General features: G+C 37.0%; 15 protein-coding genes. 7 read left to right on the top strand and 8 right to left on the bottom strand.

Annotated elements, in window-relative coordinates; genetic code table 11:
- Positions 1 to 92 precede the first annotated feature (92 nt).
- The 4 genes from PQ511_RS19600 (at position 93) to PQ511_RS19585 (ending at position 6,252) form a co-directional block, all read left to right on the top strand.
- A complete protein-coding gene (locus PQ511_RS19600; RefSeq protein ID WP_273853662.1) occupies positions 93 to 938 on the top strand; it encodes a hypothetical protein in 846 nt (281 codons plus the stop codon).
- Positions 939 to 952: 14 nt separating this feature from the next.
- Positions 953 to 1,930: an ATP-binding protein gene (locus PQ511_RS19595; protein ID WP_273853660.1), complete on the top strand. Its 978-nt coding sequence runs from the start codon at positions 953 to 955 to the stop codon at positions 1,928 to 1,930.
- A 15-nt stretch (positions 1,931 to 1,945) separates the two neighbouring features.
- Positions 1,946 to 3,436, top strand: a complete 1,491-nt coding sequence (locus PQ511_RS19590; RefSeq protein ID WP_273853659.1) for a hypothetical protein — start codon at positions 1,946 to 1,948, stop codon at positions 3,434 to 3,436.
- A gap of 209 nt (positions 3,437 to 3,645) precedes the next feature.
- Positions 3,646 to 6,252 (top strand): DEAD/DEAH box helicase, encoded by a 2,607-nt coding sequence (locus tag PQ511_RS19585; protein ID WP_273853657.1) that lies wholly within the window; start codon positions 3,646 to 3,648, stop codon positions 6,250 to 6,252.
- A gap of 372 nt (positions 6,253 to 6,624) precedes the next feature.
- Here the strand turns inward: PQ511_RS19585 and PQ511_RS19580 are convergent, their stop codons facing one another.
- Complete coding sequence (locus PQ511_RS19580) at positions 6,625 to 7,113, bottom strand: hypothetical protein (RefSeq protein WP_273853656.1); 489 nt, start codon at positions 7,111 to 7,113, stop codon at positions 6,625 to 6,627.
- 288 nt (positions 7,114 to 7,401) lie between these two features.
- On the opposite strand from PQ511_RS19580, the gene PQ511_RS19575 reads away from it, so the two are divergent.
- Positions 7,402 to 7,950, top strand: coding sequence for a 2'-5' RNA ligase family protein (locus PQ511_RS19575; RefSeq protein WP_273853654.1), 549 nt, complete (start codon positions 7,402 to 7,404; stop codon positions 7,948 to 7,950).
- A 43-nt stretch (positions 7,951 to 7,993) separates the two neighbouring features.
- Here the strand turns inward: PQ511_RS19575 and PQ511_RS19570 are convergent, their stop codons facing one another.
- Positions 7,994 to 9,169, bottom strand: coding sequence for a MalY/PatB family protein (locus tag PQ511_RS19570; protein WP_273853653.1), 1,176 nt, complete (start codon positions 9,167 to 9,169; stop codon positions 7,994 to 7,996).
- Between the two features lie 188 nt (positions 9,170 to 9,357).
- On the opposite strand from PQ511_RS19570, the gene PQ511_RS19565 reads away from it, so the two are divergent.
- Positions 9,358 to 9,936, top strand: a complete 579-nt coding sequence (locus tag PQ511_RS19565) for a metal-dependent hydrolase (RefSeq protein ID WP_273853652.1) — start codon at positions 9,358 to 9,360, stop codon at positions 9,934 to 9,936.
- Between the two features lie 38 nt (positions 9,937 to 9,974).
- Here the strand turns inward: PQ511_RS19565 and PQ511_RS19560 are convergent, their stop codons facing one another.
- The 5 genes from PQ511_RS19560 to PQ511_RS19540 all read right to left on the bottom strand — a co-directional run bounded on the left by PQ511_RS19560 (position 9,975) and on the right by PQ511_RS19540 (position 16,475).
- Positions 9,975 to 10,628 (bottom strand): TVP38/TMEM64 family protein, encoded by a 654-nt coding sequence (locus tag PQ511_RS19560; protein WP_273853651.1) that lies wholly within the window; start codon positions 10,626 to 10,628, stop codon positions 9,975 to 9,977.
- 97 nt (positions 10,629 to 10,725) lie between these two features.
- Positions 10,726 to 11,223 carry a metal-dependent hydrolase gene (locus PQ511_RS19555; protein ID WP_273853648.1) on the bottom strand — a complete coding sequence of 166 codons (498 nt, stop codon included), beginning with the start codon at positions 11,221 to 11,223 and terminating at the stop codon, positions 10,726 to 10,728.
- Between the two features lie 155 nt (positions 11,224 to 11,378).
- Entirely contained in the window at positions 11,379 to 13,805 is a 2,427-nt protein-coding gene (gene parC / locus PQ511_RS19550) for a DNA topoisomerase IV subunit A (protein ID WP_273853646.1), read from the bottom strand.
- A gap of 2 nt (positions 13,806 to 13,807) precedes the next feature.
- On the bottom strand, positions 13,808 to 15,778 hold the full coding sequence (parE, locus tag PQ511_RS19545) for a DNA topoisomerase IV subunit B (RefSeq protein WP_273853644.1): 1,971 nt from the start codon (positions 15,776 to 15,778) through the stop codon (positions 13,808 to 13,810).
- Positions 15,779 to 16,079: 301 nt separating this feature from the next.
- On the bottom strand, positions 16,080 to 16,475 hold the full coding sequence (locus PQ511_RS19540; protein WP_273853642.1) for a hypothetical protein: 396 nt from the start codon (positions 16,473 to 16,475) through the stop codon (positions 16,080 to 16,082).
- 377 nt (positions 16,476 to 16,852) lie between these two features.
- Here PQ511_RS19540 and PQ511_RS19535 point away from each other — a divergent pair, with 377 nt between their 5' ends.
- The gene (locus PQ511_RS19535; protein WP_273853640.1) at positions 16,853 to 17,434 is read left to right on the top strand and encodes a biotin transporter BioY; all 582 of its coding nucleotides are present in this window, start codon (positions 16,853 to 16,855) and stop codon (positions 17,432 to 17,434) included.
- Positions 17,435 to 17,512: 78 nt separating this feature from the next.
- Here the strand turns inward: PQ511_RS19535 and PQ511_RS19530 are convergent, their stop codons facing one another.
- Entirely contained in the window at positions 17,513 to 18,688 is a 1,176-nt protein-coding gene (locus PQ511_RS19530) for an MFS transporter (protein ID WP_273853639.1), read from the bottom strand.
- Positions 18,689 to 18,752: the final 64 nt, after the last annotated feature.

The following is an 18,752-nucleotide window of genomic DNA, read 5'->3' as shown; positions in this document are numbered from 1 at the left end:
TCTTATCAAGGAGAGAGTTACCGCTTAACAAACGCATTATCTAAAAGAAAATAAAGAGAAGTATTCCGGGTGACAAACCTCTGCACTTTTCTTTGCATTTTCCTGCACTTTTCTATTGCAAAATACAAGAAAATGGTTTTCAAAGACTACCTAATACTACCGGTAGTAATTCTAAGGATCCAAAAAGACAAAACCCTGAAAAAAACGCAATCAAATATCAAATAACTGAGCAACATTTAGAAGAATTGTTAGACGTACTAATCGCAGAATATAATGCTGCACCACACGGGGGGCTTAACTACCTATCACCTTTAGAAACCTTAGAACAACGAATTCAGAAAGGAGAATTGATAAGAACCATGGATGAAAACATGAGAGAAGATTTCGCTATTTTAACTATCCAAGCTTCCAGAATAGTAAGGGGAAAATTCAAATCAGGTGTAAGTCCACATATCAATTATGAAGGTGTGGTATACAGAAGTGATGTTCTTGTGAAATCTCCTGACTTAATAGGTACAAAACTTGATTTGTTAGTCAATACAGAAGATTTGAGAGCAGTAAAAGCTTTTTTACCCGATGGTAGTGAATTAGGCCTTTTACAAGCTACTGGTAAGTGGTTCTATACTAAACATTCGCTTAGAACTAGGAAGACTATCAACAGTTTAAGGTCGAGGAAATTGATTCACTTTACAAATGCAGATGATCCCATATTAATATATTATAAATATCTTGAAGAGGAAGTATCTAAAGGTAAAAAAGCATCAGGTAATAAACTTATAGAATTAAGAAGAGAAATTGAAGATAAAACAGCAGAGTATATATCTAGAGAACGTATGGATGGGGAACGCGAGCATATTGAATTGACAAATAACGATAATATAAGCAAGAAAGATCAAAATATTAAATCTAAACCGTTTAATAAAACAATTTCATACTAATCGGAGGTTATTAAATGGGCATTGTTAATAGACCTTTGTTAACTGGTAAAAATCATCCCATAATTAGTGGGAAATACCTACTTTCTACTAATCAAATTGAACTTCTGTATGAGGAAGTAACAAGGTGGTTAAAAAACAGAGCACCAGGAGCCATTGTTTATGGACGACCACGACTTGGTAAAACTAGGGCAATTAAATATTTATTACATGCACTTACTGAGGAGTTTAATGAAGCATTCCCTGTATTTGTTTATAATTGCCAACATGCTAAAATACCTTCTGAAGCAAGATTTTTCCAATCACTTCTTGTTGATTTAAATCATCAAGATCCATTTACAGGTAAAGCAGATAGTAAAAGATATAGACTTTATAAAATGTTAAATGACGCTGGGAATAAATCCACTGAGAGTCGAATCGTAATAATAATTGATGAAGCTCAAGAACTTCATGAAATGGAGTATGGTTGGTTAATGGATATTTACAATTATTTAGAGAGAGCAGATATTAATTTAACCACTATTTTAGTAGGACAAGCTGAACTAATATCTCAAAGGAATGCCTTTATTAAAACTAAAAAAGCTCAGATAGTAGGACGTTTTATGATAAATGACTATAGATTTACCGGAGCTATAAATTCATCTGATATTCAAACTTGCTTACTAGGATATGACGAGTACTCCGAATATCCAATTGGTTCAGGCTTTTCATTTACGAGATATTTTTTCCCTGAAGAATATGATAATGGATTTAGGTTGAGTAATTACACTGAGTTAATAACTGAATGTTTTAGAGACTTTAGCAATGAGGTGAGCAGAAAAAATAAATTTGAAATACCAATGCAGTATCTAACCAGTTCAATAGAACGTATTTTACTGGATTACGGAGTTGATGGGGAAAATATTGATAAATTATCCAGGAATCAAGTTGAACAAGCAATTAAATACTCAGGTTTTATACAAGCAGAAGTATTCAGTGATATTGTACCTCAATAGGGAAGGAGGGCTATTTTGCGGATGAAAGTTTATTCAGAAAAGGATATAAACCTTCAAAAGAAGTACACCTGGGATTCTAGGTGGGTACAACCTTATGAATCTGCATGGAGTATTTTCAACAAATTCATGTATGTAAATTCAATGTCACGTAATCAGGTGATGTATACCTTGGGGGTAAGGTCAGTTAGAAATAAACAGACAGCTTCATGGAGTAAAAGCGAAGGAGATTTATATTTTTTGGAATCTTTTGATCCAACTCTAATACAAACCCATTTAGGTACTAACTATAAAAAGCTAGTGAATGCAGAATTATGTTATTTATTAGCAGTTTTGTACAAGCCATCGATAGAAAATCTTTTCTTCAGTAATTTTAGATATTGCCACCAATGCTTATCCCAAGGTTTCCATAGCATTTTTCATCAATTTAAATTAATAAATCTTTGTCCTTATCATGATTCTGTATTGTCTTTCATATGTCCAAGTTGTAGTAGGGTAAGCGAGTACAACTTTCTTAATAACTCCTCGAAGGTTTCTGCATATACTTGTATTTGTGGCCACCAGTATATCAGCAAGGCAATTCTATATGAATTTCCAAAGAGGTGGTCACAGCCAATATCTCTAAGCAACAAATCTTCAATAAATAAGTTTCTAACACTTAGTAGTGAAGAAATAACAAGGTTGAGACATATGAGTTATCCAGTATATAGAGATTTAACCCCATTAGCTAATCCTATTGAACTCCTTATAGACGTGGTAAAAAAACAGTATAGTGAAAATCATATAATCTTCCAACATAATCCTAAAAAAAATTCTACTATAAACATTCACAGACCTTTAGGAGTGTCGAAAGATACACTAGGGAATGTTTCCTTAACTCTTTCATTAAGGTCTACTTACAAATCAATTTCTCGTCATTTACGACATAAATATTTTAAAAAACATAAGCAATGTATTGCTAATTTTAGATTGAATAGATATGAAAACAATGGGTATTGTCCTTATGCCTATGCGTTTGCTCACTGGACAGGACAGATTGAAGGTAACTACCCATTATTTGAAATGCGAGGAAACAGAAAAACAATTAATGCTGATATGTTAGACTTTTTTTCTCCAAAAGATCAATTAAATCTCGAATCAATATTTAATGATTGGATAGACATTAAATATGATAAAAAGCGAATCCCACATTCTTATAACTATAAAAACAGCTTTTCTATCAATTTAGACAACCTTTCAACCTCGAAGTGGGTATTTAATAAGGTTTATGCTTATATGCTCGTTAGCCATTTTCACAATTGGCTTGAAGTTGCGAAAATTGAAGCCAGAAAAGAAGTGTTATACACATATCAAATTCCTTTTGTTAAGTACTCAAAAATGCCTTTTTATAGTTATGTATTTACAGACCATAGATCTAGATCCAATTGTGAATTTCATTTGTGGAGTGATGTTAATATTTTATTAAAATCAATACCCAACAATCTCGAGTGTCCTCATCAAATAAGCTAAACAAACTACTTTTATTGTGGATTGACATCAAAAGACTTCTTTTTATGAGAATCCAAGATATTATATTATTGTCTTAATACAATTAAATCAATTTCTTTTGAATTAATAAAAAGAAATAGTAATCGATGTCATATTTCGACAACATTCCTCTAATTAAGACTTTAAAATATTAATTACTTGGTAAAAATTGAAAAAAGGAGTAATGTAATGTGAAAAAAAAATTCGAATTCATAAAACCAAAGGTTATGAAAACTATTGAAAAAGATCCCGAATCTATTTTTAGAGAATTACAGATACCAACTATTAAGGGTTTATGGTCTCAACAAGCTGATATCTTAAGGGAATATTATGAAAGGTATAAAACGAATTCAGATGTGGCTATTGAACTACCTACTGGGACAGGTAAAACCCTTATAGGATTATTAATTGCAGAGTACAGGAGAAGGTGTCATAAAGATCGTGTACTTTATTTATGTCCGACAAAACAATTAGCCAAGCAAGTTTATTCAAAAGCAGAAGAATATGGATTACCAGCAAGTCTCCTTATTGGTCCACAAAATCAATATCCAGAGGAAGAGTACGGAGATTATGTAACCAACAAAGCCATCGGAATTACTACATATAGTGCTATCTTTAACACAAACCCTTATAGGATGGATGATGCTAATACCCTTCTATTGGATGATGCTCATTCTGCAGAAAACTACATTTCTTCTCTTTGGACAGTAGAGATAAAAAGAAAAGAAAATAAAGAAGTTTTTGAAGGCATTATTGAATTATTTAAGGATGATATTTCTGATTACAATTATACAAGAATAATGAATGGTGACAATGAATATTATAAACCCATATATGATCTTATTCCTTATCCAAAATATCTTGAAAAACTACCAATACTGATTGAATTAATTGAGGCGAACATTAATGAATGTCGCAACGCTAAACATCCGTGGTCTAAAATAAATGAAAATTTGGAAGCATGTCAACTGTTCTTCTCTTGGGGAGAAATTAACATAAGACCATTAGTCCCGCCCACGAAAACTCATTCTGCGTTTAGTGATTCAGATCAGAGAATATATATGTCGGCAACATTAGGCGATGGAGGAGAACTTGAAAGAATTTCTGGTGTTAGGAAAATTAATAATATATCTATTCCAAAGGGATGGGAAAAATATAGCAACGGCAGAAGATTGATTCTCTTCCCAAATAGGGTTTTCAATCCAGTTGAATCGTTGAAAGTAGCATTTGGTGCTATTAGTAACCAAGGAAGAGCATTAGTTCTTTGCCCAGACAATCGCACTGCCCAATTTTTTATTTCAAAGATAGAAGAAAAATTATCAGAATATCATATATTAAGTTCATCTGACATAGAAGACAGTTTAGAACCATTTACATCAAGAGAAAAGGTAGTTCTTGTTCTAACAAATAGATATGATGGAATAGATTTATCCGGTGATATATGTCGCTTACAAATCGTCTTTGGGATGCCAGAAGCAACGAACTTACAAGAAGGCTTCTTATGGAATAGGTTGAACGCGAATGCTGTACTAAGTGAGCTAGTAAAAACCAGGATAACACAAGCTCTTGGAAGATGTACACGATCAAATGACGACTACGCCAATGTAATTATGCTTGACCCTAACCTATTAAAATTTTGCTCTAAACAAGAGAATTTGATAGGATTTCATCCGGAAATTCAGGCGGAAATCGCATTTGGACTTAGCAATTCTGAAAAAATTGTATCGGCTGAAGAAATGATTGATTTCATGAATGACTTCATAACTGATAAAGACTATTTTTCCAGTATTAATGAGGCCGTAACAGACATTCGTGAAGAATATGAAAAAAATACTAAGGTGGAAGTTCAAAAATTAACTCTGAATGTTAAAAATGAAATTGATTTTATATACGCCCTTTGGAAAAGAGAATTGGATAGAGCTCTGGAAAAAGCAAAATTAATATTAGAAAATTTAAGTGGTGGAAAGGAACTTGATGGATACCGTGCATGGTGGTATTACTTAGCAGGCAATACAGCGTTCTTATCTAAACAAACAATTCCGATAGATCCAAATCTTGACAAGAGTTATTATTCTTCTGCATTAAGAATGTCCAATGGTATATCGTGGTTGGCTGACTTAATACACTCAGTTCCTGTAGAAAAAGACGTATCTCCAATTGATCCATACCTTTCTACTCAAACAGATAATATTGAATCTGTATTAAATAATCTGGGTCTGGAAGGAATGAGATTTGAAAAAAACATGAAGACATTGTTAGACCTGATTAACAGTAACGAATCTAAAAAATTCGAAAAAGGGTTGGAGGAGTTAGGAACGATCCTGGGATATGAGTCAGTTGAACTAAAAGGAGGGACTGCTCCAGATGGAGTTTGGGTACTAAGAGATAAATTTTTTGGTTTTGAAGCAAAAACTGAGGAAAACGAGGAAGATCCTGTATACAGCGATGCATGTAGGCAAACAGATGGGCATAAGAAATGGATACTTGAACATGCTCCTGTACATGAAGGAGCAACAGTAGATGCTGCAATGATTAGTCATAAGAGGATGATTCGAAAAGATGCTTTACCTCAATCAAGAGATTTATATCATATCAGTGCTGATGAGATTAGGGGTGTAGCATTAAGAGCTACAAGTGTACTTAGGGGAATTCGATCGGTTCTAGCAAAAGATAAGGAACCTAATCTGTTTCATAAAGAGCATATTAGTAACATATTAACTGAGGAAAATTTAAGTTACCGAGATATTGAGGAGTTTCTTAAATCGCAATCACTTGATGACTTGGAGCCATACAATTAAATTATCTATAGGTCTGTACTAGAATACTGACTAAACATTAGGTGTGGATTTAAAGAATTCCATGACTCCAATAGCAACCATATGAACTTGGATGAATATGTCTTAATTAAAACAAACCAGAGAATCCTACTGTTAGACAAACAGTAGGATTCTCTGGTTTCTGTGTTTGTTAAGAATGCATTTAGAGAGTGGGGGAAATTTATGTCGTAATGAAGGGAGGTATTATGTCGTTATACAGGAGTACAAACATGCACTCCTTTTTCTTATTTTTTATTTTAGTTTACATAATATATATTATAGGAAGTAACGCAAAAATAATAAATTCTGTCTCAATCGTTAAGTAAACTTAAGATATTGAGACAGAATAAAAAATTATCCGATTTCTAAAATACGTGCTATTTCATCCGTTAAATCAAAATCACTCATTAAATAGGAATTAAATACTTTGTTATCATTATCATTTCTTGAAACAACCACATTGTTTTCGTCTAACTTAATTCTAATTTCTTTCCCAGTCTTTAAATAAATGATGAAGTCTGCATCTTCAACTTGGACTCGATGATTTGCTAACTGTGTTAAATTGGTTTCATCGAGATTGTTGACCCAATTGACAAGATGTGATTCATCTTCATTTGACGTGATAATTTCTTCTTGTTGCTGTTCGCTTCTATGTACCTGAATTTCATATACATTCTGTTCGTCGATCTTTTGATGCAAAGTGCTTTCAATACTCCTGGCACTTGCGGTATGCGCATATTTATCATTCTTGTAGTCTATATAAACTTCAGCTGATTTTAGGTAACCAAATGCGAGAACAGAGAAAAGTAGGATGGTTAGAAGTCCTTTTGTTGCTTTTTTCATACGAATCACCCGCTTTCCTTTGCAAGCTATTACTAAGGTGAAATCTCCTCTGCTTCACCTCTTTTATCATAACAAAATTTAAAAAGATTGCACTCAATTATGGGAGTTTTTTTATATTTTTCGTTTCATTTTTTCGATCTCTCTAGTACTATTGATTGATTTTCGAAATGACGAGAACAGATTAGAGGGGTAAATCATTATTTAGCGAATTAGTGTTATAACCTCTGAGAATCTTTGCCGTTACGGTTCTGTTAATTATCCATTGATTAAAACGAAGGAGATATGCTCATGCCGTTTTTTGTTGCCGTCCTCCCTCCCCCTCATGTAATGAACCAAATTCAATCTTTCCGGCAGAAATGGGGTTATAGCGAAGCCTCTCCCCCTCATGTAACGGTTAAAGCACCTAGCGGTCTCACTGCAACTGAAGACTGGGTTCCTAAAATTGAACAGATTTGTCGTGGCTTTCCCGCTTTTGAATTAAAGCTTGGAGCGCCTGCCACTTTTGGATCGACTGTATTATTTAACACGGTCTTATGTAAAGAGATTATTACCCTTCATTTATTGCTTGTAGATGCAATTAAACCCTCTATTCAAGAACAAAAGAAGCACTATGAAGTTACGGACTTTATACCGCATTTAACTATTGTACAAAAGAACAGCCAAATGACAGACGACCAATTTTTGAACATAAAACGAGATGCAGAACACACCTTAGACGAGTATGAACCATTTATTGTTCCATCTGTACATATTTTTTCAATGAATATGTCTCATACATACACGCCTGTTCTGGAGTTACCGCTTCGTCCGTTAAAAAAGAGGAATTTCTTTATATGATTATATATCAAACGCCCTGAAGCTTCCCAGGGCGTTTTCATAACTATTCTTTTCCTTTAATCGCTTTTTCTAGTCGTTCTAACCCCTCTTGTAAAACTGATTGCGGACAAGCAATATTAATACGTTCGAATCCCTTTCCCCCTTCACCAAAAATATACCCCTCATCAAGTGCTAGCCTTGCTTCGCCTTGCACAAACTGTTCAAGTTCTTCATGAGACATGTTAAGTTTAGTAAAGTCTAACCATACAAGATAGGTACCCTCTGGCTCAATCACGTCAATTTGTGGAAGTCGCTCATTTATAAATGTCGTAAGGTACGAGAGATTTTCTTGTAAGTAGTCCATAAGATCATCAAGCCATTCTTCCCCATGGTTATATGCCGCTTCTACAGCAGTTATACCGAACGGACTAGGTGCAAACAAACCTAATTTCCCCATATAAGCGTTAAATTTCTCGCGTTTTTCTTCATCCGGGATGATAATGGTTGAAAGCTGCATGCCCGCGAGGTTAAATGTTTTGCTTGGTGCGATACATGTAATTGTATTTGCTGCAATTTCATTTGAAAGGGATGAAATTAACGTATGCTCATACCCTTTGAAAATAAGATCAAAATGAATGTCATCAGACACAATGAGAACATGATTAGCTAAACAAAGCTCAGCAAGTTTTATGAGTTCTTCCTTTTTCCAAACCCTCCCTACAGGATTATGAGGGTTACAAAGGAGTAACATCTTCACTTCCGGATCCGCTATCTTCGTTTCAAGATCGTTAAAATCCATCTCATATTTGCCGTTTTTTCTTACAAGTGGGTTATCAACAACTTCCCGCTCACTCTTCTCTACCATATCTCGAAACGGATAGTACACAGGAGATTGAATGACAACTTTATCTCCCTTTTCTGTATACGTATTAACTGCTGCAGATAGTGCCGGAACGACACCTGGTGTAAATACAATCCAATCCTGTTGAATGGACCAATGATGCCGTCTATTCAACCAGCCTTGAATCGCAGATTTTGTGTTTTCAGTTGGCATGGAGTAACCAAATATCCCATGCTGAATCCTTGTTGTGAGAGCATCAATGACAGGTTGCGGAGCTCTGAAGTCCATATCCGCTACCCACATAGGCAATAGGTCTTCTTTTTCAAAAATGGCCTCAGTATGATCCCATTTTACTGAATGTGTATCAAATCGATTAATTCGTTCATCAAATACGTTCATCATGTGCCTCCAATTGTTCAATAGTCCATCTTTACTTTATCAAATCTTCTCTTATCTGTCAGAGTTATTGCTTATGGACAATAGCTAAAACGCGTTAACAAAGGACAGTTAGCTACTGTGATGATAAAATGAGAAGTAGTCTTTTAAAGAACCGGCCATAGCTGACATATAAAGTGAGGGTTTACCTTATGAATACACTTCACCATGCATTCTGGAGTTATTTCTTTTTCAGAAAGAAAAGCAAACGAACCATTAAATATATTGTCATCGGCGGCATCGCACCTGACCTTATTTATTATGTGATGTTTTTATACTTATTAATAGAACGTAGTATTCAAAAAATCACGAATCCAGACATTAACCTCTCTGTGCATTATTTCATCCATGGGTTATTTGAACACCCTGTCGTTGTTGTACTCCGCCAATTAGGCCATTCGATTGTCATCTGGTTACTTGCCTTTCTTCTATTGATGATCGTACATCGAGGATTTAAGCTAACACCTTTTTCTGGTTTTGTGTGGGGATGGTTCTTGCATGTTGTGGTTGATTTTTTCACGCATGTAAGCGATGCTGTGCCGATTTTTTATCCGCTCAGTCATACGATTATTCCTGGAGTTGTTTCTTATTGGAACGGTGATTATTACGGTGCCGAGTTTAGTTTTACACACGGCCTGCTTCTCCTATCTACGATCATTTATCTCATTGTGGATCGTCGACGAACTAGAAAAGGTTTAAAACAGGGTAAAAATAAAGAAATTCAGTCATAAAAGGAGCAGGCGTTGTCTAAACAGCCTGCTCCTTTTTCTTATTTATTTAATGACGTGTTTTTCTTCGTCACTCTGTTGCGAATTAAGATTGGTATAACCGATAGTAAGATGAAGACTCCAACAGCGAGTGCAATAATTTTTGGATTACCTGATACGAGGCTGCTGCCTAAAAAATTGTAAGCAAAAGTCCCAGGTATAATGCCAATTAGCGTACCGAAAAAGAATGAAGTAAACCGTATTTTAGATAAACCAGCAGAATAACTAATTAAATCAAAGTTAAAGAGCGGAACGAATCGAAAAAAGAGAACATAGAAAAATCCATTTTTCTCAAGCTGTTCTTGTAGCTTTCGTCCTTTGCCCTGCCAATCTTTATTAGCAATTGACTTTCCAAGTTTTCTAGCGACAATAAATGATAAAACCGCTCCTCCAGTTGCCCCGATCACCGTGTATAATGTACCGAACAATGATCCAAACGCAAGTCCTCCTGCAATCGATAAAACGGATGCCGGGAAGAAAATCAAGGGGCGTATCGTGTAAATAACCATGTAGACAATTGGAGCAAGTATACCGAATGATAAAATCCAATCTCTGATTTCTTCCACTCTAAAATCTAGATAAGATCGACTGAACCAGACCAAGAGCATGACCGTTATTAAGATGAGTGCCCATTTTAAAACTACTTTTGCACGCATCGTCTCCCCATCCTCTCTGTATCCTTCTTCTAACAAGCATACACGAAAAATCTTAAAAGGGCTGTAAGATGGCTTACGTCAGTACAAAAATGGAAGCTTATGAAAGTACCTTGTTGTAAACCATAATAATTGTGAGGATAATCAGACAGCTACTTATTAAACCTTCTCCCTTAGAGGCGGTTTTTAAATAAAGTGGAAAACGAACGCGAAGTGGGATGGGATAAAACAACTGAATTCCTCTTACTGTCATCGCATCTAAAACAATGTGACTCACAATTCCTACTAAAAGACCCGTTTGGATAAGGTGATCATATTGAAAAGTAAAACTAGATGTTAACCAGTAGACAAGAATAATAAAAAGAATGCTGTGCGTAATGGTTCGATGTCCAAAAAAACGGCTAATCCCTTTGGATAAAGCTTTTGCTCTTCTACCGGTCCAGGAACCTGGATGACAAATGTCAGGCAAAAGTCCTCCAAATAGACAGGCTCCGTAAAATACAATTAACTCTGGAGCATCAAGTTGATCTGTTATGTAGTAGCTTTGTGCGGCAACTCCTAAGCAAATACCGCCAATGGCATGGGTTTTCCCCTCCATTTCATTCCTCCTTGATCTGTGACTTCTTGTTTGTTTGATTGGAAAGTGCCATTTTAGAGGGGTGGCAATCATATGTTCGCATACCAATTATTATATCACAAATTTCCTTGCTCATATACAAAGAAAACCCGCTTTTTAGGCGGGTTTTCTAGATTTTATATGGGCTTTTGGACTTTCTTAATTTCTACTGCGTCGCCCGTCTCACTCACGTCAACGACAAATGACCCGTTGCTATACCGATCATTTGGTCGATAGGTTGCTGGGTCTACCTCAATTGGTTCTCCCTTTTTCGTTCGAACGATAATGAGATCCTGTTTTGTTACAGCCTCCGCTCCAATGACCCGATGAGGATTTGATTTCAGTTCACGTAACATCACTACACCGCGTTTTGCTCTCGTTGTTATTTCAAATTCACTTAGCTGCATTTTCTTCACAGCCCCTCGATGAGTGGCTAGGAATATGTCATGCTTCGCAGTTGGCTCATAAATGATCCCGCTCACGACGAAATCGTCCTCTTTTAAGTTAATGCCTTTTACTCCGCTCGCTCGTTGGCCAACTAGACTAATTTCTTCTTCTTTAAATCGAAGTCCATACCCAAAGTGTGTGGCTAGGAAGACTTCTTTACTACCGTTCGTTGTGTAAACATCTACCAATTCATCTTCTTTTTTTAACTTAAGCGCCATCAGTGGCTTAGAATACCGCTGAGCTTTATATTGAGAAAGCTCTGTTTTCTTAATCATACCCTGTTTCGTTACAAAGACGAGGTATTGATCTTCTTTAAACTCTTTTATTTCCATGGCTTCAATAATTCGCTCGTCAGACTCAATTGATACAATGTTAGCCACATGCTGTCCAAGATCTTTCCATCTGATTTCAGGTAGCTCATGCACAGGCAAATAAAGGTAGCTACCTTTGTTCGTAAAGAGCAAGATGGTATGAGTGGTATTGCTATCAAATTGACGAAGGAGCGTATCCGTTTCTTTCATCCCGAAGTCTTTTCCATTCGATGCAGCATAAGAACGTGGACTTGTTCTTTTTACATAACCATCTTCTGTCACAGTGACAATCACGTCTTCTGAAGGAATCATTACTTCGAGATTGACTTTAATATCTTCAATTTCATCTTCTATAATGGTCATACGTTCATCCGCATATTTCTTACGAATTTCAAGTAATTCTTTTTTAATGAGGTTTACAAGCTTTTTCTCGCTACCGAGAATCGTTTCAAGCTTATTAATCAATTGACTTAACTCTTCTGATTCCTTTTCTAGCGTTGTAATATCAGTATTCGTTAAGCGGTATAGTTGTAAATTCACAATGGCTTCAGCCTGGGCATCTGTAAAGTCGTACTGAGTCATTAAGTTGTTTTTAGCGTCGCGCTTATCTTTAGATGAACGAATTGTTGCAATGACTTCATCCAAAATAGAGATTGCGCGAATTAACCCTTCCACAACATGCTGGCGATCTTTTGCACGCTTCAAATCATACTCAGATCGCCGAATCACGACTTCCTTCTGGTGCTCAATATAAGCCTTGAGTATTTGCTTTAATCCCATTTGTTTCGGTGTTTTGTTGTAGATGGCAACCATGTTGTAATTGTACGTAATTTGAAGATCCGTCGCTTTATACAAGTATTTCAGTATGCCATTTGCGTCAGCTTCTTTTTTTAGTTCAATCACAAAACGAAGGCCGGTGCGATCTGTTTCATCACGCACTTCAGAAATCCCTTCAATTTTGCGATCAACACGAAGCTCATCAATTTTTTTAACAAGGTTCGCTTTATTGATTTCATAGGGAATTTCCGTCACAACAATTTGTTGACGCCCGCCGCGAACTTCTTCAATATCCGCCTTGCCACGTAAAATGAACTTTCCTTTACCTGTTTCGAACGCTTTTCGAATACCTTCAGTACCTTGAGCAATCCCCCCAGTTGGGAAATCTGGTCCTTTAATGACGCCCATTAATTCTTGGAGTGTAACGTCAGGATTCTCCATCTGCATCACGGCTGCATCAATGACCTCACCAAGGTTATGAGGAGGGATGTCCGTAGCGTATCCAGCTGAAATACCTGTTGAACCATTGACGAGAAGGTTAGGAAAACGTGCAGGTAGAACAATTGGCTCATTTTGCGTATCGTCAAAGTTTGGTGCAAACTCAACCGTATCTTTATCAATATCACGAAGAAGTTCAGATGAAATAGCAGCCAGTCGCGCTTCTGTATAACGCATCGCTGCAGGAGGGTCTCCATCAACACTCCCGTTATTCCCATGCATCTCCACAAGAATGTTACGAACTTTCCAATCCTGAGTCATACGCACCATCGCATCATAAACAGAGGTATCTCCATGTGGATGGTAGTTACCTATGACGTTACCAACCGTTTTGGCTGATTTCCGAAACGGTTTTTCGGCTGTATTTCCTTCATGATGCATCGCATAAAGAATCCGGCGTTGTACAGGCTTCAAACCGTCCCTTGCATCAGGCAGGGCACGGTCCTGAATAATGTATTTACTATACCGCCCAAAAGCGTCGCCGAGGACATCTTCAAGCGGTAGATCTAGAAATTTTTCTGCGTTAGCCAATGTTACGCCTCCTCTTCAATAATGGAAATGTTTTCATTTTCGATGATGTTCGTTTCTTCATTTAGTCCGAATGCCACATTTGATTCAATCCACTGCCTACGTGGTTCGACTTTATCTCCCATAAGGACGGAAACGCGTCGCTCTGCACGTGCAATATCTTCAATCTTCACACGAATTAACGTGCGGCTTTCAGGATTCATCGTTGTTTCCCATAATTGATCAGCGTTCATCTCACCAAGACCTTTATAGCGTTGAATCGTATAGCCTTTTCCAACTTTTTTCATCGCTTTTTTCATACCTTCTTCATCCCACGCATATTCAACAACTTCTTTTTTCCCTTTCCCTTTACTAACTTTGTACAGGGGTGGAAGAGCAAGAAATACTTTTCCATGCTCCACAAGTTGTTTCATATAGCGGTAGAAAAACGTTAATAGAAGCACTTGGATATGGGCACCGTCCGTGTCAGCATCGGTCATGATAATGACTTTGTCATAATTCGCATCTTCAATATCAAAGTCAGGGCCAACTCCCGCTCCAATCGCATGAATGATTGTATTAATCTCTTCGTTTTTAAAAATATCCTGCAACTTCGCTTTTTCTGTATTGATGACCTTTCCTCGTAGCGGAAGAATTGCCTGTGTTCGTCGATCGCGTCCTTGCTTTGCAGAACCACCAGCAGAATCACCCTCAACAAGATACAACTCATTTTTCTTCGGATTTCGAGAAGTGGCCGGGGTAAGTTTACCACTAAGAATGGTTTCTTTGCGCTTCCCTTTCTTTCCCGATCGCGCATCTTCACGCGCCTTTCTTGCTGCTTCACGTGCCTGAGCGGCTTTGATTGACTTTTTAATGAGCATCTCACTAATAGAAGGATTCTCTTCTAGAAAATATGAAAATTGACCGGATACAATCGCATCAATTGCTGAACGTGCCTCACTCGTTCCGAGCTTACTTTTCGTTTGACCTTCGAACTGAAGCAATTCTTCTGGAATACGGACCGAGACGATTGCTGTAAATCCTTCTCGAATGTCATTTCCTTCAAGATTCTTGTCTTTTTCTTTTAAAAGATTCACTTTCTTTGCGTAGTCATTGATGACACGTGTAATGGCCGTTTTCATACCTGACTCATGTGTACCACCGTCTTTGGTTCGAACGTTGTTTACAAAAGAAAGGACATTTTCTGAAAAACCATCGTTGTATTGGAATGAAAAGTCTAGTTCTATCCCGTTGCTTTCTCCGTTAAACGTGACAACTGGATGGAGCGTTTCTTTATCTTCGTTTAAATAATCGATAAACGCCTCGATACCGGTTTCATAATAGAAAACTTCTTTGCGGTCGTGACGCTTATCATCTAATTCGATTTTCAGTCCCTTTAATAAAAAGGCTGCTTCACGTAGGCGCTCACTAAGCGTGTCATAGTTATAATTTAATGTACTAAACATTGTCGGATCGGGCTTAAAGTGTATGGTTGTACCGGTCTTACGGGTTTTCCCGATGTTTTCAAGGGTTGTCGCTGGCTTCCCGCCGTTTTCGAAACGCTGTTTAAATATAAAACCATCCCGATGGATCGTTACCTCTAACCATTCGGAAAGAGCATTTACAACGGAAGCCCCAACACCGTGCAATCCACCACTCGTTTTATAACCACCCTGTCCAAATTTACCTCCTGCATGGAGAATGGTTAGAATAATTTCTGGAGTAGGTTTACCCAGTTTGTGCATACCAACGGGCATTCCACGACCATTATCTTCAATGCTAACACTATTATCTTCATATAAAGTAACGTTGATTTCATCTCCATGTCCGGCAAGAGCTTCATCAACTGAATTATCTACAATTTCATAAACAAGATGATGGAGGCCTCTTGAGTCAGTGCTCCCGATATACATTCCAGGACGCTTTCTCACCGCTTCCAATCCCTCTAGAACCTGGATTGAATCATCGCTATATTCTTGCTTTTGTTTTGTTACCATGTTTTTCCCCTTTCAACTTGCTGTATAGACTAGCCTACCATATGAGAACGGGTGTTTCTATCTTTTTTGTACCCAATCCTTTTTTAAAGCATTGCCAGATCTGATTGTTTTTAATAGCGGGATCGACTTTTATAGACTCTTAGTGCGTTCGTTACATTAAAATGATATTTGACTACTATTAAAACGGCGGGCTTTTCCACCCAATAAATTAAGCTAGAAATCCATTCATTCTAAACGTATTAAAAAAACCTGCACATTGGCAGGAGAGAAAAAAACATCGAACCGTATTGTACCTTAATGTTTAGTCTTCATCAATTGTTTTCACGACATGGACGTTACCTTCTTCATAACCAAGTGTAACGATATGACCTTCTTCAACCGACTCCCAATCAGATTTATCGGCTAAATAAGGAGTTTTATTAACAATAAGATAATAATAAGGTTTTTCCACTGGCGCGTTTGTCGCCTCTTCTGCATCTTCATTCGTTACTTCTGCATCACTTTCATTACCGCTCGTATCTTTGTTCTGCTCCACTTCTGCTGTTACTTTTGGTTTTTCATATCGAATTAGCTTTTCTTGAACCTCTCCAGTTTTATAAGCAAGGTTCTCATCTTGTCCATTTGCAAAAGCCGTGCTTATGGCAAGTACGAAACAAAGCAACAAAACAGACAGAATGGTTCCTCTTAACATGTTCATATAGAGGCTCCTTTCAACGTACTTTCGCTCTTAGTTTACCATAGATTTTTTGTTAAGTAGTACGTTTTCTAATAATCTGTTGGATCGTTTCATTCATAGGACAAGAATTTCGCGTAAGTAGCCAGAAATTATCCTTGAAACAATCAAACAAAACAAAAGGCATTTTCTATTATTCATAGAATGATTTAAGTTAACTTTTTATCATTATTCGGTGTCATTTAAGGTTAACTTCACTTCTATATCATGTAAAACCACAGTATATACTTGAATTAAGTTAACTCGCCTCATTTAAGGTTAACCTAATTAAAATATATGTTGACATAAAACGTTTTTTCTTTTACGATTCATTATAGTGATAATGAAAGCGAGGTTCAGTCATGAGGAAGATGAAAACAATTGATTTAGTTTATGCAGGAATGTTTGCAGCATTAATGGCGGTTGGCGCCAATATCGCGCAATTTCTCGTAGTAGGTGGCGTACCCATTACTTTACAAACGTTTTTTGCCATTTTAGCTGGTCTATTACTCGGCAGTCGACTTGGGTCCATTTCCATGATCGTCTATACGCTCGTTGGTCTTGCTGGTGCTCCAGTATTTGCTCAGTTCACAGGTGGCCCTGGAGTTTTATTTAAACCAACATTCGGATTTATTCTTTCTTATATTTTAGTAGCGTACGTTGCAGGGAAAATTGTTGAATCGAAATCAAAGCCAACAGTCATGACATTTATGATTGCTAGTTTCACTGCATTTATTTTGAATTATGTCCTTGGTACAAACTATATGTATTATGCGTACAAATTCTGGGCTGACGCTCCTGAAGGATTTACTTACGGTATGGCATGGTTATGGATGTTGGCGCCGCTACCTAAAGATATCCTGTTATCCGTTGTAGCTGCCCTTATTTCACCTCGTATATACGCTGCCGTTTCTAAAACATCCAAACGTCCACAGGTAGCTTGATAAGTCATTCCTCTATTCCCAATAGATGAATATAACTAAACCGCCGGTAAACTACCGGCGGCTTTTTTTATAGTTATCTTACTCTTTCACGGTTTGCTTTGATTTACCTGAATTTAAGAACAGTGATACGACAAACATCAGTGCAAGAAATACTATGACAAGACTGAATCCACCTTTAGCACCAAATGCTTCAGAAACAATACCGATGATATAACCCGCGATACCGCCACCTATTCCGGAAGCCACATAAATCAATCCTAGTGCTGTACCTGGATTTTTTGAAATAGTTGTTCCAAAAGCGGTTGCGGTAGGGAATAATGTTGAGAAAAACAATCCCGCTCCTGCAAACAAGTACGGTACTTGATTTGCAAAAAAGAAACTAATGGCGACGATAATCACTGAACCTAGTGAAAATGAAATCATAATTAAGCGCTCATTGATTTTATTGGCAAGATAAGCGACACCTAGTCGGCCAATCATAAAGAAAACCGAAAAGAGCGAAAGAATAGTAGCAACCATATCAGATTTTGCTTCAGTTGAAATCCCTCCGAGTTCAAGAGATTTTAAATAAGGTGGAAAGAAGTTTGTGAATGAAACTTCAGCAGATACTTCGAAAATCAAGAAGAACATTAAAAAGATCATCTGTGCATCTTTTAACATTGGAATAAATGCTTTCAAATTGATTTTTTCTGCTTTTCCATCCGGGAATTTGACTGACGTTACGTAGAAAATCACGAGAATGTTCAGAATGGCAATCGCGAGATAGAAATAGCGCCATGAAGCAAACTGAAACATGTAGTTTAGAAGTTGAGGGAAAATAATCATCCCAAGACCATAAATCCCCATCGCTAAATTAAACATTTGGTTTTGTTTTTCTGGATAAGCAGCAGGCACAATGGCGTTAGACGCTACGCCTAGCGCACCCAAACCAAATCCGATTAACATATAAAAACCGAGAAAGAAAGTAATATTTGGTGCAAAGCCTGTACCGGCAAAACCGAGTCCCATTACAATCGTGGCGAAGATCACCATTATTCTTAACCCTTTTTTGTCAGTTAAATAGCCAAAGATTAAACTAGCAAGCGTAAAGCCTAGCTGAAAGATTAAAACAACGAGTCCAAATTGACTCATATCAAGCCCAATATCGGTTTCAACTTGATCGAGCACAATTCCCTTTGTATTTGTTACCCCACCTGACACAAACTGAGTAAACAATAAAATAATTAATGCATGAATACTTTTTCCTTTTGACATTGCCCGTAACCTCCAAAAATTAATCTAAGACAGGGGATTCCACGGGCACTCTTACTTAAAACTT

Origin of the sequence: Guptibacillus spartinae (assembly GCF_028610625.1) — a bacterium.
GTDB lineage: Bacteria > Bacillota > Bacilli > Bacillales > Guptibacillaceae > Guptibacillus > Guptibacillus spartinae.
The sequence above is the reverse complement of the archived record's forward strand: the minus strand, read 5'-3'. Positions and strand labels throughout refer to the sequence as shown.